This is a genomic window from Parolsenella sp. LCP21S3_E11 (genome assembly GCF_052118165.1).
In the GTDB taxonomy this organism is placed as follows: domain Bacteria; phylum Actinomycetota; class Coriobacteriia; order Coriobacteriales; family Atopobiaceae; genus Parolsenella.
This window is the reverse complement of record NZ_JBQKHS010000003.1, coordinates 129,540-143,343: the sequence shown is the minus strand read 5'-3', so window position 1 is coordinate 143,343 and position 13,804 is coordinate 129,540. Positions and strand designations below refer to the sequence as shown.

General features: G+C 64.0%; 11 protein-coding genes and 1 riboswitch. Of the genes, 4 read left to right on the top strand and 7 right to left on the bottom strand.

The annotated features are described in order from the left end of the window. Nucleotides 1–179: 179 nt before the first annotated feature. The 4 genes from ACTQ1Z_RS04890 to ACTQ1Z_RS04875 all read right to left on the bottom strand — a co-directional run bounded on the left by ACTQ1Z_RS04890 (nucleotide 180) and on the right by ACTQ1Z_RS04875 (nucleotide 5,005). On the bottom strand, nucleotides 180–1,379 hold the full coding sequence (locus ACTQ1Z_RS04890; RefSeq protein ID WP_441859180.1) for a coiled-coil domain-containing protein: 1,200 nt from the start codon (nucleotides 1,377–1,379) through the stop codon (nucleotides 180–182). A 462-nt stretch (nucleotides 1,380–1,841) separates the two neighbouring features. Next, complete coding sequence (locus tag ACTQ1Z_RS04885; protein WP_441859177.1) at nucleotides 1,842–2,645, bottom strand: energy-coupling factor transporter transmembrane component T family protein; 804 nt, start codon at nucleotides 2,643–2,645, stop codon at nucleotides 1,842–1,844. After that, nucleotides 2,639–4,408 carry an ABC transporter ATP-binding protein gene (locus ACTQ1Z_RS04880; RefSeq protein WP_441859174.1) on the bottom strand — a complete coding sequence of 590 codons (1,770 nt, stop codon included), beginning with the start codon at nucleotides 4,406–4,408 and terminating at the stop codon, nucleotides 2,639–2,641. Before ACTQ1Z_RS04880 ends, ACTQ1Z_RS04885 begins: the two co-directional genes overlap by 7 nt. 27 nt (nucleotides 4,409–4,435) lie before the next feature. Continuing rightward, nucleotides 4,436–5,005, bottom strand: coding sequence for an ECF transporter S component (locus ACTQ1Z_RS04875; RefSeq protein ID WP_320679674.1), 570 nt, complete (start codon nucleotides 5,003–5,005; stop codon nucleotides 4,436–4,438). 6 nt (nucleotides 5,006–5,011) lie between these two features. Further along, nucleotides 5,012–5,155, bottom strand: a riboswitch (FMN riboswitch). Nucleotides 5,156–5,463: 308 nt separating this feature from the next. On the opposite strand from ACTQ1Z_RS04875, the gene murB reads away from it, so the two are divergent. Continuing rightward, the gene (gene murB, locus ACTQ1Z_RS04870) at nucleotides 5,464–6,408 is read left to right on the top strand and encodes a UDP-N-acetylmuramate dehydrogenase (RefSeq protein WP_441859171.1); all 945 of its coding nucleotides are present in this window, start codon (nucleotides 5,464–5,466) and stop codon (nucleotides 6,406–6,408) included. Between the two features lie 5 nt (nucleotides 6,409–6,413). On the opposite strand, the gene ACTQ1Z_RS04865 is transcribed toward murB, so the two are convergent. The 3 genes from ACTQ1Z_RS04865 to ACTQ1Z_RS04855 form a co-directional block, all read right to left on the bottom strand. Next, nucleotides 6,414–7,580: a serine hydrolase gene (locus tag ACTQ1Z_RS04865; RefSeq protein WP_320679676.1), complete on the bottom strand. Its 1,167-nt coding sequence runs from the start codon at nucleotides 7,578–7,580 to the stop codon at nucleotides 6,414–6,416. 21 nt (nucleotides 7,581–7,601) lie between these two features. Beyond that, a complete protein-coding gene (locus ACTQ1Z_RS04860; RefSeq protein ID WP_441859169.1) occupies nucleotides 7,602–8,966 on the bottom strand; it encodes a PFL family protein in 1,365 nt (454 codons plus the stop codon). A 296-nt stretch (nucleotides 8,967–9,262) separates the two neighbouring features. Continuing rightward, the gene (locus tag ACTQ1Z_RS04855; RefSeq protein ID WP_320679678.1) at nucleotides 9,263–10,129 is read right to left on the bottom strand and encodes a DegV family protein; all 867 of its coding nucleotides are present in this window, start codon (nucleotides 10,127–10,129) and stop codon (nucleotides 9,263–9,265) included. A 204-nt stretch (nucleotides 10,130–10,333) separates the two neighbouring features. Between ACTQ1Z_RS04855 and ACTQ1Z_RS04850 the strand changes: the two genes are divergently transcribed. The 3 genes from ACTQ1Z_RS04850 to nhaA all read left to right on the top strand — a co-directional run bounded on the left by ACTQ1Z_RS04850 (nucleotide 10,334) and on the right by nhaA (nucleotide 13,547). Further along, nucleotides 10,334–10,897, top strand: a complete 564-nt coding sequence (locus ACTQ1Z_RS04850) for a DUF1836 domain-containing protein (protein ID WP_320679680.1) — start codon at nucleotides 10,334–10,336, stop codon at nucleotides 10,895–10,897. 326 nt (nucleotides 10,898–11,223) lie between these two features. Continuing rightward, a complete protein-coding gene (locus tag ACTQ1Z_RS04845) occupies nucleotides 11,224–12,150 on the top strand; it encodes a manganese-dependent inorganic pyrophosphatase (protein ID WP_320679681.1) in 927 nt (308 codons plus the stop codon). A gap of 5 nt (nucleotides 12,151–12,155) precedes the next feature. Beyond that, complete coding sequence (gene nhaA, locus ACTQ1Z_RS04840; protein WP_441859166.1) at nucleotides 12,156–13,547, top strand: Na+/H+ antiporter NhaA; 1,392 nt, start codon at nucleotides 12,156–12,158, stop codon at nucleotides 13,545–13,547. Nucleotides 13,548–13,804: the final 257 nt, after the last annotated feature.

Here is a 13,804-nt window from a genome sequence, read left to right as displayed (position 1 = left end):
ATAGTTGACGAATTGCGACAACGCTGCGTCTAGCCGAAAGGAATAACGAGCAAGCGGCTGTGGTGCCGCGCGAATGACGAGAACAGAATACTAAGAAAAGCGGGGTCGCTCGAGTTAACCGGGCGACCCCGCTGCTTTAGCGAGCGCGTGCTGCAATGGAAGGATTGCCGAGCGATTGCCTAGCCGGCCCAACCCCAGCGCGGCGTGACGATGTCGCCGTAGGAGGCAATCCAGGAGTCGAGGCTCTGCGTATTGATGTAGCCCACGTTCTCCATGACCATGCCACCGCCGATGTAGATGCCAACGTGGCCGTAGATACGGCCGGCTGCGGTGCTGCCGTGCGTCGAGACTGCGACGATCATGCCGGCTCGCAAATCGCCCTTGTTGGAGCTCGTGCAGTAGTTCCAGTACATGTTGTTGGCGTTGCCACCGGGATATCCAAGGCCGGCGGCCTGGTAGACGCGGCTGACCCACATGGCGCAGAGGCCCGCGCCCGGCGAACCGACGCGGTGGCAGGCGGCGACGATGGCGGCTCCCTTGTCAGTCGGGGAGGCGTTGCTAAGGCTGCCGGAGACGCCGCCAGCAGCGCTTGCGGCCGCCTTCGCGGCCTCCGCCTGACGGCGCTCCTCCTCGGCTGCGGCCGCGATTTCCGCGTCGCGCTTCGCCATGAGGGCCTTCACGTCATCGGAGAGGCTGTTGACAACGGAGCTAGCTTCGTTCTGCTTGGCCTGAACGGCCTGGAGCTGCTGGGTCTGCTCCTCCTTGAGCTGCTCGAGCTCTGCCTTCTGCTGCTCGAGCTCGGCCTTTGCCTGTTCGAGCTCTGCCTTGGCGGTCTTGACGTCGTTGATCAGCTGCTCGTCGCTGGCATTGATCTTGCCCATGTAGAACAGATTGTTCGAGAACTCCTCAAAGCTCTGGGAGTTGAGGATGAGGGCGAGGATGTCTGAGTTGCCGGTCTTGTAGCTGCTCGAGATGCGGCTGGCGAGCTGATCTTGCTTGGCGTCGATTTCTGCCTGCTTGGCGTCGATTTCTGCCTGCTTGGCGTCGATCTGTGCCTGGACTTCCTCGATCTTGCCGACGGTCTCGTTGAGCTTCTGGTTGAGCTCCTGGTACTCCGCGGCGATGGCGTCGAGCTTTGCCTGGGCGGCATCGAGCTGCGCCTGGGCGGAGTTGAGGGCGTCAGTGGTCTGCTGGGAGGCCTTTGCGGCAAAAGCCGCGGCAGGTGCGCCGAACATACCAGCGGTGACGACGGAGAGACCAAACATGGCCTTAAGCGCCGTACGGCGCGTCATGAGTTTCTGCGGACGAGAAAGGGTGTTGAGCTCGTCTTTTTCATATGAGGAAACGCCCCCGGTGGGGCGGAGGTTGCTTCGCGACATGTGTGCTCCAAGTGGTGTACGTTTGCGTGTCGGTGGCTCTGATTAGAAAAGGATAGACCAACCGAGTCTCCGTTGCCCGAATTACATGGCTTTGACGGATGAACGGCTGAGTCATGGAAGGTTCGAGTCTCTGACGCAGGTGAGTTATATCGTGCGAACAACGTCCTGTTGGCAGTATATGGACATGAGAGGGGAGCGTGGGATGCCGATGGAACAAATTCTTGATGAGGTGGCCAAAAACACCTGCGCGGCGGACAATTCGAGGCAGATTATCTGGTGTTGGAACATGAATAGTTGTTTCAGCAACGCGCTTAATTCCAATCGGGGAGCCTCTGGGTGTCCTGCCTTGCCAAAAACAAAGCAGTTGCTTGACTAGAATCAAACAACTGCAAGTCTACGGCGGGATGGCTGTCCGCCTCGCGATAGTTTTTGGCCACCCCTCGCGAAATTACTATTTAGGGACTAGATTCCAAGAGCCGAAAGCGCGATGAGGCAGACGCTCCAGAGGACGCAGGCGGCCACGAACGCGATATCGCGCGGACGGATGCGCTGCTCGTGGTAGTGTGTGCGACCCGTGCCGCCTTCATAGCAACGGGCGTCGAGTGCTCGGGAGAGGTTTTCAGCGTGGCGAATCGCTCCGGCGAACATCGGCACGAGGATGGCGCCAATGGCACGGACGCGGTTGGCGAGGCCACCCTCCTCGAAGGACGCGCCACGTGCTGCCTGGGCATCCATGATCGATTGGGCCTCGTCCGCAAGTACCGGCACAAAGCGAAGGGCGAGTGAGAGCACCATCGAGATCTCATGGGCGGGAAGGCCCAAACGGCCGAGAGGCGAGAGCAGGGACTCGAATGCGTCCGTGAGGGCGGTGGGTGTGGTGGTGAGCAGCAGCAGGGCGCCCAGTGCCACGGCCATGAGCAGGCGGACTGCGTAGAGCGAGGCTATCCAGATGCCCTCAGTGGTGAGTGTGAGGGGCCCCAGTTGCGCAAGCGTTGTTCCGCCGCGTGCCATGAAGAGGTTAAAGACGGCGACGAAGGCCACGAAGGGCACGATGGGACGAACGCTTGTCCAGATGATCTTGGGCGCAACGTGGCTTGCAGCGATGAGCGCGAGGATGCCGGTCGCCGCGAGGGCGAGCCCTGCCGGGGTGGTCACCGTAACCATGAGAATGACGAGGGCCATGAGGCAGATCACCTTCACGCGTGCGTCGAGGCGGTGCACGAGCGAGGCGCCAGGCTGATAGCGTCCGATCGGGGAGGCTAGCAAGGTCGATCCCCTCCCCTGAGCCGGGTGATGTTGGTGACGAGCGCGCTGGCTGTGAGCGGCTGGCCAAGCTCGCCCGGCGCGAAAACGCCGGCGCCCTCGAGGCCATGGGCAAGCTCGAGAGGAGCGGGCGTGCCGAGGCCAAGCTTGTGAAGGGCTTCCCCATGGGAGAAGACCTCCGCGGACGTGCCGGCGAGGGCGATGCGCCCGTGGTCAAGCACGATGACGCGATCCGCGAGCTCGGCGACGTCTTCCATCGAGTGGGAGATCATGAGGACGGCAACGCCGCGGGCATGGAGTGCGCGAACGTACTCGCGCAGGTGGGCCGCCCCGCGCGGGTCGAGTCCGGCGATGGGTTCGTCGAGGACGAGGACCTCGGGCTCCATGGCGAGGACGCCGCCCAGGGCAACGAGTCGCTGCTGTCCGCCCGAGAGGTCGAAGGGGGAGGCACTGGCCTTATCGACGATGCCGAGGAATTCGAGCTGCTCGTTCACGCGGCGAGCGACTTCTTCCTCGGAAAGACCGAGGTTGCGAGGACCGTAGGCGATGTCCTCGGCCACGGTCTCGGCGAAGAGTTGGCGCTCGGGGCGCTGCATCACGAAGCCGATCTTGCCGCGAAGCTCGCGGCGGCGCTTGCGGTCAGCGGCAGGGATGCCACATACGCTGACTTCGCCGGATTGTGGATTGGCGAGCGCGCATGCGAGACGGGCGATCGTGGACTTGCCGGAACCCGTCTGGCCGATGAGGGCGACGAGCTCACCGCGCGCAAGCTCGAAGGAGAGGCCGTCAAGGGTGGGGGCGGCGCCGTACGAGAAGCTGACGTTTGAGAAACGAAGGGCTGCCGGCGTGTTTTCGCTGGGGGAGGCCGCGGCCACCTCCGGTGCGTCAAAGGTAAGCGAATTGGGGATGCGACAACCGCCTCGTGTGGGCGTGACGGCTCCCTGGCTCGCGCCCTTCTCGGCAAGGGTATGCGCGAGCTCGCTTGCGCTTGCGCAGGGCTCCAGGCCAAGCTCGAGTGACACGCGCGTTGCGAGAGGAAGGTCAAGGCCGCATTCACGCAGCTCGCGGGCGTGCGCGAAGACCTCTGCGGGGGTTCCCTCGAGAACGACGCGGCCGCCGCGCATTACGATGACGCGGTCTGCGGCGAGTGCCTCGTCCATGAAGTGCGTGACGTGGACGAGGGTGGTGCTGGCCTCCTGAAGCAGGTCGAGCACGTACATGACACCACGACGTCCGCGGACGTCGAGCATGGCGCCGGGCTCATCAAGCACGAGCATGTCTGGGTGCATGGTGAGGGCACTCGCGATGGCGACACGCTGCTGCTGGCCGCCGGAGAGGCGCGCCGGATCTGCCTGCGCGTATGCGGACATCGCCACGCGCCCCAGCTCCTCGTCGACGCGGCGGGCGATGTCGGTGCGCTCGATGCCGAGGTTCTCTGGGCCAAAGGCCACGTCATCGGCGACGACGCTCGTGACGATCTGGTCCTCGGGGTTCTGGAAGACGAGGCCCGTGACTCGGCGCGCGTGACGGTAAGCGTTCGGGTCAGGCGAACCGTCGAAGCAGGTACGGCCTGCGAGCTCGACGGTTCCCTCGTCGGGCGCAACCAGGCCTGCGAGCACCTGAGCGAGTGACGACTTGCCGGAGCCGTTGGGGCCGAGCACGCAAATGCGCTCGCCGGGTTCAATGCGTAGCGAAACGCCATCGAGGGCCCAGGTGAGGCCGCCGTCATAGGAGAGACGGACGTCCTCGAGCTGGGCCCTCGACATGGGCGTGCTGTTAGGCGAGGCGGTCAATTACCTGCTCACGAGCTTGGAGACGGGCTTGAACACTACGGCGGTCACGGCGCAGTTGAGCGCGACCTTGATGACGTTGAACGGCAGGAGAACCGGCACGATCATGGCCATGACGTCGGCCGAGGTCATCGTGGGGGTGTAGATCGGGGTGATGACGATGTTGGCTCCGCAGGCGACGATGAGGGTGGCGACGGCGCCGATCGCCATGCCGGCGGCAGCGCCGGCAACGGTCTGCTTGCGCTCGTACACGAGCGAGGCAGGGACGACGAGCGCGAGCGTGCAGAGGATGCCCATGAGGCCTCCCCACGGATTCATGAAGAGGTGGGGGAGCCAGGACAGGACGCTCACGATGGCACCCGTGCCCGTGCCGAAGGCAAGGCCCGCGATGAGGCAGACGGCACCGGACGGATCGTACTTCAGCCAGGCGACCGGCGGAACCGGGATCTCCATGTAGCTGACGATCATCGAGACGGCGACGAACAGCGCGCAGATGGCGATGCGCTGGGTCGACCAGCCGCCCGACGTGGTGCCGGTGGTTGCGTGGGAGCTTGCGTGCGTGGAAGTAGCCATAAGTGGCCTCCGTTTCTTCCATCCGGACTGTGACCGTTGGCCCCGGATTCTCACCGGATCGACCGCGTATCCGCGGGTCGCGGGCTCCTGGTTGGCTCTTTGCCACCAGTTACCGCCAGTGGGGAATTTCGCCCCGCCCTGAAACTAACACCGATAGGCTAGCACATTGCCCATGGCGCGCAAGGGGATATATGCGCGAGGGCTCGAGACGCTGCGGGGCGAGCGGGGAAGCAGGTCCGTGGCGCCGGGGCCGGGGTACGACGGAGTATGCCCTGCGAGGCGGAGACGCCCCGGCCTGACGGCCTCGAATGCGGAGTTTGCATTGACGCGCGAAAGGGCGGGTAAACTTCAGCGGAGAGAATCAGACGTTCGTCGCGCGGCAGCCTTGGGCTGCCTGGCCGGTCACCGCAGCTCACAATCATCGCCGCGCGGCCGCGCGCGTAGCCCGAGGAGGACCCATGTCCCAGGATTCCGAGAAGTTCGACGCCCTTGCCCACGCCCTCGAGAGCGTGGTGGGCGCGGATGCCATCCGCCGCGACGAGCTGATGAGCGCCCATACCACGTTTGGTGTCGGCGGCCCGGCGGACCTGTTCGTCACGCCCGCGACGGAGGACGAGCTTATCCGCGTCACGCGTGCCTGCGTCGATACGGGTGTGCCGCACTTTCTGCTTGGCCTGGGCTCTGACCTGCTCGTTGGCGACAAGGGCTATCGCGGTGTCATGATTGACTGTGCCGGCGCCCTCGATGACATCCTGTTGCTGGGTGATCCACGCGAGACCTGCGAGATTCTCTGTGAGGCCGGCGCGGCCATTGCGGATGTATCCGAGCTCGCGGCTTCCCTCGGCCTTACGGGCTTTGAGTTTGCCTGCGGCATCCCGGGCAGCGTGGGCGGTGCCGTCTTTATGAACGCCGGTGCCTATGACGGCTGCTGCGCCGATGTCCTCGAGAGCGTCCGTTGCCTCATGCCGAGTGGCTATGTCGAGGAGATTCCGGTCGATCAGCTCGAGATGGGCTATCGCACGAGCCGCGTGCGCACTGAGGGTCTTGTGGTGCTCTCCGCCACGTTCAAGCTCGAGGCGGGTGATCGCTCCCAGATTGCGGATCGCGTGGCTGAGCTTACGGAGGCGCGTCAGTCCAAGCAGCCGCTTGAGTATGGCAGTGCGGGCTCGACCTTCAAGCGCCCCGAGGGCCACTTTGCCGGCAAGCTCATCAGCGATGCCGGCCTCAAGGGCTACCAGGTGGGGGGAGCCGCGGTCTCGACCAAGCATGCAGGCTTCGTCGTGAACCTTGGCGGTGCCACGGCGGCCGACGTGCGTGCCGTTATCTCCCATGTCCAGGACGAGGTCAAGCGTCAGTTCGACGTCGAGCTCGAGCCCGAGGTCAGGTTCGTGGGCGACTTCTAGGTTCGTTAACCCACCATATGCTCGTGGAGCTCAAGAAGCTCGAGCGCGATGCTGTCGATAACGGAGAAGTCCGAGCCCTTGTTGGTCATTACGACGAGAACCACATCGCCGGTCTCCTCGCGTACCACACCGGCGTCGACCGTGGTCGAGAGGGAGCCACCTTCGCCAGGGTACCAGCCAGCCTTTGACCAGGTGCCGCCAAAGGCTCTGCCCACATACCTGATCGCAGAGGTCTCCGGTATGGCGAACTCGCTTGCGAGATAGGCAGCACCCGGCTCGTTGCTGGCAAGGTACTGCCTGCAGAGCGCCCACATCGAAAGCATCTGGTTGGGCGTCACAAACTCGTAGTTATTGTCCGCGATGCTCGCGACGCTCAGCGTCTGCATGGCAGAGTCGATGTCGCTGGTCGCCGCCGTTACCGGCAGGTTTTCCGCGCCTGCCTCGTCAATGAGCTGTCGCATGACGTCGTCGCCGTTGCTCCCGCGCAAGATGGCGTAGGCGACGTTGTCAGATTGCTCGATCGTCGCGGAGACGAGACCTGAGAGGGATTCGATGCCGTCGCCCAGGCCATAGTGTGCGAGCGCGGCGACATAAGGCCCCTTGAGCGAGCTTGCGGAGTAGAAGGCAGTGTCTGCGTTGTAGCTGATGGTCGCACCGGTGTTGACGTCTAGCAGGACATAGCCAACCTTGTAGCCTGCGTTTTCGATGGCATCGGTCGCGTGACGAAGGGGAGCGATTGTGTCGTTGGTGACGCTGGCATCTGAGACGATGATGCCCGCTGGGTCCTCGGGGGCGGAAAACCCTGTCGAGATTAGGCTATCCGCGAAGGAGGCTCCGCTTGAGGGCGGCGCAGACACTCGAGCGCTGAGGACACCGACGGGTTCTCCCTGGCGAGCTGCCACAGAATCGTTCTTCGTGTGTGCGATACCAAAGACGAGGGCGATGACGGCGACGACGGCGACCGCGCTGGCTATGACGGAGGCGCGGGCGTCCACGAGGAGGAGCCACCTAAGCACGCGCGGAAGCGCGGGCGTCTCCGCCTGCGCTTCCGTCTCGGTGCCAATATGGGCCTCGGCGAGCTCCTCGTTCGTCTCGGCGACGTTGTTCAACTCGGGCGCATCGGTCGACTCGAACGATTCGTCCAGGTCGCTCTCGCGCTGCTCGTCTGACATCTTGCCTTGCCTCGCTGCCGCCTAGTTCTTGAGGGAGTTGAGCGGGGCCGGGAAGCGGCCACCACGGTGTGCCAGGACGTGACCCGCGTTGGGGTTCACATGCATGACCGGGGCGCGGCCAAAGAGGCCGCCGAACTCGACGCAGTCGCCCTCGGCCTTGCCGATGGCGGGGATGAGGCGAACGGCGGTGGTCTTGTTGTTGATGACGCCGATGGCCATCTCGTCGGCAATGATGCCGGCGATCGCCTCGACCGGCGTGTCGCCCGGGACGGCGATCATGTCGAGGCCGACGGAGCAGACGCAGGTCATGGCCTCGAGCTTTTCGAGGGAGAGCGCGCCTGCCTCGGCGGCGTCGATCATACCGGCGTCCTCGGAGACCGGGATGAAGGCGCCGGACAGGCCGCCGACGCTGGAGCTCGCCATGACGCCGCCCTTCTTGACGGCATCGTTGAGCATGGCGAGGGCGCATGTGGTGCCCGGGCCACCGCACTGGCCAACGCCGATGATCTCGAGGATGCGCGCCACGGAGTCGCCGATGGCGGGGGTAGGGGCGAGCGAGAGGTCGACGATGCCCTTCTCGACACCGAGGCGGCTCGCAGCCTGGCGGCTCATGAGCTCGCCGGCGCGGGTGATCTTGAAGGCGGTCTGCTTGATGCGCTCCGCGACCTCCATCATGTCGGCAGTCTCGGGGAGCTCGGCGAGGGCTGCGGCCATGACGCCGGGGCCGGAGACGCCAACGTTGATGACGGCGTCAGCCTCGCCCGAGCCATGGACAGCGCCCGCCATGAACGGCGAGTCCTCGACCATGTTGGCGAAGCAGACGAACTTGGAGGCGCCCACGGAATCGTGGTCTGCGGTGAGCTTAGCGGCGTCGATGATGGTCTGGGCCGCCATGAGGACGGCGTCCATGTTGATGCCGGCGCGCAGGCTCGCGACGTTCACGCTCGAGCACACGCGGCTCGTGGAGGCAAGCGCCTCGGGGATGCAGTTGATGAGACGACGGTCTGCGTCGCCGATGCCCTTGTGCACGAGGGCGGAATAACCGCCGAGGTAATCGATACCGAGGGTCTCCGCTGCGCGGTCGAGCGCGTGCGCGAGCGGCACGAGGTTGACGTCCGGGCAGGCGGCGGCAATCTGGGCGATGGGCGTTACAGAGACGCGCTTGTTGACGATGGGGATGCCATACTCGCGCTCGAGGTTCTCTGCGGTCTCCACGAGGTGCTCGGCCTTGGTGGTGATGCGGTCATACACCTTGGTGCACATGCGATCGAGGTTCTCGTCCGCGCAGCTCATGAGCGAGATGCCCATGGTGATAGTGCGGATGTCGAGGTGCTGCTCGGTCACCATGTTGAGTGTCTCGGCGACCTCTTCTGCAGTAATAGACACGATGTCCCCTTCGTTTGGCATGGACGTGCGGCATGCGCTTGCGGACGCGTTGGCCCAGTGTTTGCGGGGCTTATGCGCGCAAATGTGCGATTTACACATTATGCACGAGTGCTAGGGGAGACGGTGCCGAACGGTGCCGCTGTTCGTTGGATTGTTACAGGCAGCGGAGCGTTTTGCGGCGTCGAGGCGCTTTGTGGCCAGTGTCCTCGCAATCCCTGCATATGGAGGAGGCCTCTCGAGGCGGCCTCCGCATGGGTTCTGGGTGGTTTGGCTTTTGCCCGGGGCGAGGACGGACGCTAGAGCGTCAGGACGGGCTGGGCGGCCATGCCAATGAGGCTGGGGCCTGTGTGCACGACCAGGTCCGGCGAGAGGCTGGCCTTGACGATCTCACGGCAATTGGGAATCATCTCGCGAATCTTCTCGGAGAGCTCCTCCGTGCGAGGCTCCGCCTTGGTGCAACACACGGCACAGATGACCTGCGCGTATCCCTTCGCCTTCTCGGCAACGATGGCAAGCTCGCTAGCGAGGGCCTTCTCCCAGCCGCGGCACTTCTTGACGGTGATGTACTTGCCCTCTTCGTCACAGGTGAAGACGGGCTTGAGGTTGAGGACACTGCCGAGGCGGTAGGTGGCCTCGTTGATGCGGCCGCCGTGGCGCAGGTAGGAGAGCTCGCGCACGGTGAAGTAGCCGTGGGTCTCCGCCGCGAGGGCCTCGAGCCTGCCCTGGAGCTCATCGAAGGGGATGCCCGCCTCGACCATGCGAACGGCGGCCATGACGGTGAGTCCCGCTATGATGCCTATGTTCTTGGTGTCAACGACCGCCACCGGGAAGTCTGGCATTTGGCCGGCGACGAGATGGACGGTGTGGTTGGTGGCGGAGAGGCCAGAGCTGATCGTCACGAAGACGGCCGCCTCGTAGCCATCGGCGCGGGCGGTCTCGAGAGCCTCCCGGATGTCCTTGGGGGAAGGGAGGCTCGTCGTGGGAATCTCCTCGGCGAAGCGGTCAATCACCTCGTCGGCGGTAATCTCCGAGCCGGAGCGAAAGCTGTCGCCGTTGGAGTAGTTGACTGCGAGCGACACAATGCGCACGTCATGAGCCGCGGCGAAGTCCGCCGGGATGTCAGTGCCCGAATCCGTGATGATGGCAATGCGCTGCTCGTTCATGCGGGGCTCCCTGTTAGGTGCGGTGTGACTGTTGCGCGTTCGATGCAAAGTCTCTCGGTCGAATCTTCGAGATTAGTGTATCTAGTTATGGATACTAGGAAACGTCATTTTGATAATGTGTAAACTTGCGTCACAAATTGAACCTGGCGTACATTTACCCACTGAACCCTGGGGAATTGGCTATTCAGGCAAAGGGGGCTGGCGATGACTTTGCACGAGGACGACGTTCGCGATCTGCGCGAGCGCATGACGCGCGTCCACATCGCGCGAATCGAGGAGATGCCGCACATAGAGCTCTATCTCGACCAGGTGCTCTCCTTCGTGTCCGAGAACCTCTCGTTCATGGCCCTTCCGGGCGAGGAGCTCATCACGAGCTCTATGGTTAACAATTACGTGAAGCAGCGCGTGATTCCAGCCCCGCAGCGCCGTCGCTACACTCGTCGCCATGTCGCTTCGCTCATCTTCGTATGCACGCTGAAGCGCGTGCTTTCCATAGGCGAGGTCAAGACCCTGTATAACGCCTGCGTCGATCGTGGCGTGAACGTAGCCAGTACGTATGATGTGCTCGTCGCCACGCTCGAGGAGACCCTCGCCCGCCGCTTTGCCGTTGACGAGGTCGAGCACGCTATTCCCGCAACCCCGCACGTGCCGCTGACGGACGTTAACGGTGTCGAGGTCGCCCCTGACCTGTCGCGCCTCATGAGAGCCGCCGTCGAGGCTGTGGCGGATAAGGTCTACGTGGAGCAGACTCTTTCCCAGGTGAGGTAGGCTCTGTCGAGGCGCTGGGCGTGGCTTTCCCGGTCATGCCGTGACATGAGCGCGGTCCGGCTGCGCCTCCGTGCGGACGCGCGGCGACACAGTAGATGCGACGGCTTGCGCGCGCCAGGCTGCGCCTCCGTGCGGACGCACCGCCGAGGCGCTGGCTGTCCCCCAGGTGAGGGCAACATTTCAGCGTCTTTGTGGAACAGCGCCCCGCTCAGACGGGGCGGACAAGTCGGTGGGTACAATCAAAAAGTTGCAAAAGCGGTGGGCGCAGGGGCGCCTGCCTTGCCGGGTGCCGCCGTGGCGCCCGCTTAGATTTGGAGGTACGCGCAATGAGCACGGTCTACGTCTTTGGTCACCAGAACCCTGACAACGACGCCATCATGTCCGCCGTCGTTCTCGCCCAGCTTCTTAACCAGGTTGGCTACGAGGGCAACGAGTACAAGGCCTGCGCCCTCGGTGCACTTCCGGCCGAGTCTGCCAAGCTCCTCGCCGAGGCCGGTATCGCCGAGCCCGAGCGGATCAAGGGCGTCGAGGCTGGCCAGCTTGTCGTCCTGACCGACCACAACGAGTCCAGCCAGTCCGTCGAGGGCCTGAAGGACGCCACCGTCCTGGGCGTCGTTGACCACCACCGCATCGGTGACTTCGAGACTGCCACTCCGCTCCACTACATCGCGCTTCCCTGGGGCTCCAGCTGCACCATCGTCGCCAAGCTGTTCGAGGTCCTCGGCCAGGAGCTCACGGACGTCCAGGCGAAGCTCCTGCTCTCTGCCATGATGACCGATACCCTCATGCTCAAGAGCCCCACCACCACCGATGTCGACCGTGCCATCGCCGCCAAGCTCGGCGAGCAGCTTGGCGTTGATCCGGTCAAGTTCGGCATGGAGGTCTTCCTCTCCCGTCCGTCCGGCTCCTTCACCGCGGCCGAGATGGTTGGCAACGACATCAAGATGTTCGAGGTCGCTGGTCAGAAGCTGCTCATCGGCCAGTACGAGACGGTCGACAAGAGCCGCGCTCTCGGCATGATCGACGAGATCCGCGAGGCCATGCGCGCCTACCAGGCCGACAAGGGTGCCGAGGGCATCGTCCTCTGCCTGACCGACATCATGGAGGAGGGCTCCCAGGTCCTCTTCGAGGGCGAGACCGCCGTTGCCCAGAAGGGCCTCGGTATCGCCGACGAGCACGACGGCGTCTGGATGCCCGGCGTGCTCTCCCGTAAGAAGCAGGTTGCTGCCCCGATTCTCGCCGCTGCGGAGTAGAAGATATGACCCAGAGCCCGGAGCCCATTATCAACGAGGAGATCATTGTCGAGGAGGTACAGGTTCGCCGCTTCAAGCGTAGGGATGCGCGTCAGGAGTTCACGTCTAACGGCACCATCGCCGCCGCCGTGATGGTCCTCGCTGCCATCCTCGCCGTCATCGTCGCGAACACGCCCGCCTACGAGGCGGTCCACCACTTCTTCGAGACGTCGATCGGCGTGTCCATCGGCGGCGTGAGCGCGAGTCTCACGCTTGAGGAGTTCGTGAACGACTTCCTGATGGCAATCTTCTTCCTTCTCGTGGGCATCGAACTCAAATATGAGATGACCGTGGGCCAGCTGCGCCGGCCGCGACAGGCGGCGCTTCCCATGCTCGCCGCTGTTGGCGGCGTGGCCGTGCCCTCCCTTATCTACCTCGCCCTGAACCTCGGAAAGGGTGGCGCGCCCCATGGCTGGGCCGTTCCGATGGCGACTGACATCGCCTTCGCTCTCGGCATCATGTCGCTGCTGGGCGACCGCGTGAAGCCGGCGACCAAGGTCTTCTTCTCGACCCTCGCGATCGCGGACGACATCCTCGCCATCATCGTGATCGCCGTCTTCTACGGGCAGACCCCGAGCATCCCGTGGCTCGCCGCGTCGCTTGGCTGCATCGTCGTGCTCGCGGCGCTGCACCGCATGCGTGCCTTCGCCGCCCGCTGGTACATCGTTGTGGGTCTCGTCCTGTGGGTATGCATGTTCAACTCCGGCATCCACGCGACGCTCGCCGGTGTCGTCCTGGCCCTGTTCCTTCCCGCCAAGTCTGACATCCGCCTTGACGCGCTGCGTGACTGGCTTGGCGACAAAGCAGACCTCCTTGAAGACGCCTATGACGAGGAGTCCCACGTCCTTGGCCAGCACGATTTCACGGAGAAGGCTCGCAGCGTCGCGCACGTGATGCATCGCGTTGCGCCGCCGTTAGTCCGCGTCGAGAGCGCCATCTCGACGTTCGTCAACTTTGGCATTCTCCCGCTGTTCGCCTTCGTGAACGCGCAGGTCTGCCTCGTGGGCGCCGACCCGGCGGCCATCCTCGCCGACCCTGTGACTCGCGGTGTCTTCCTGGGCGCGTTCCTGGGTAAGCCGATTGGCATCATCGGCGTGACCTTCCTGCTCGTGAAGATTGGTTTCGCCAAGCTGCCGAAGGGCGTCGACTGGAAGCAGATCATCGGCGTGGGTCTCATGGGTGGCCTTGGCTTTACGATGTCCATCCTTATCGCGGGCCTTGCGTTCGTGAGCGAGACCGAGGTGCTTGCGGCCAAGTGCGCCATTCTCGCGTGTTCTATCGCGAGCGCCGCCGTGGGCAGCGCCTTCATCCTTGCTGCGACCAAGAAGCCCGCCGAGCCTGAGGCCGACGAGGATTAAGCGCCGCGAACATATCGAATGGCTAAACGCCGGATAACTTAGTTTGGCGTGCGGGCGGGTCTTCCAACCACGGAGGACCCGCCTTTTTATGTGCTGAACCCGCGCTGCCCTTGCCGGCGGCCGTGCCGTCCGTGGCGTTGCCGCGCTGTCCGCGCCGGCGGCCATTCAGTTTGCGGAGGAGTCGTGTTGTCGCGCGACTTGAGACATCGGCGAAGTTTCGACGTATATGGGCCGGCTAAGCATGTCGTCTGTTGCTT

What these genes read in the sequence shown, in the direction of transcription:
- ACTQ1Z_RS04890 (WP_441859180.1), bottom strand. Translation starts at nt 1,379, where the DNA reads ATGTCGCGAAGCAACCTCCGCCCCACCGGGGGCGTTTCCTCATATGAA.
- ACTQ1Z_RS04855 (WP_320679678.1), bottom strand. Translation starts at nt 10,129, where the DNA reads ATGAACGAGCAGCGCATTGCCATCATCACGGATTCGGGCACTGACATC.
- ACTQ1Z_RS04850 (WP_320679680.1), top strand. Translation starts at nt 10,334, where the DNA reads ATGACTTTGCACGAGGACGACGTTCGCGATCTGCGCGAGCGCATGACG.
- ACTQ1Z_RS04875 (WP_320679674.1), bottom strand. Translation starts at nt 5,005, where the DNA reads ATGGCTACTTCCACGCACGCAAGCTCCCACGCAACCACCGGCACCACG.
- murB (WP_441859171.1), top strand. Translation starts at nt 5,464, where the DNA reads ATGTCCCAGGATTCCGAGAAGTTCGACGCCCTTGCCCACGCCCTCGAG.
- nhaA (WP_441859166.1), top strand. Translation starts at nt 12,156, where the DNA reads ATGACCCAGAGCCCGGAGCCCATTATCAACGAGGAGATCATTGTCGAG.
- ACTQ1Z_RS04880 (WP_441859174.1), bottom strand. Translation starts at nt 4,408, where the DNA reads ATGTCGAGGGCCCAGCTCGAGGACGTCCGTCTCTCCTATGACGGCGGC.
- ACTQ1Z_RS04845 (WP_320679681.1), top strand. Translation starts at nt 11,224, where the DNA reads ATGAGCACGGTCTACGTCTTTGGTCACCAGAACCCTGACAACGACGCC.
- ACTQ1Z_RS04865 (WP_320679676.1), bottom strand. Translation starts at nt 7,580, where the DNA reads ATGTCAGACGAGCAGCGCGAGAGCGACCTGGACGAATCGTTCGAGTCG.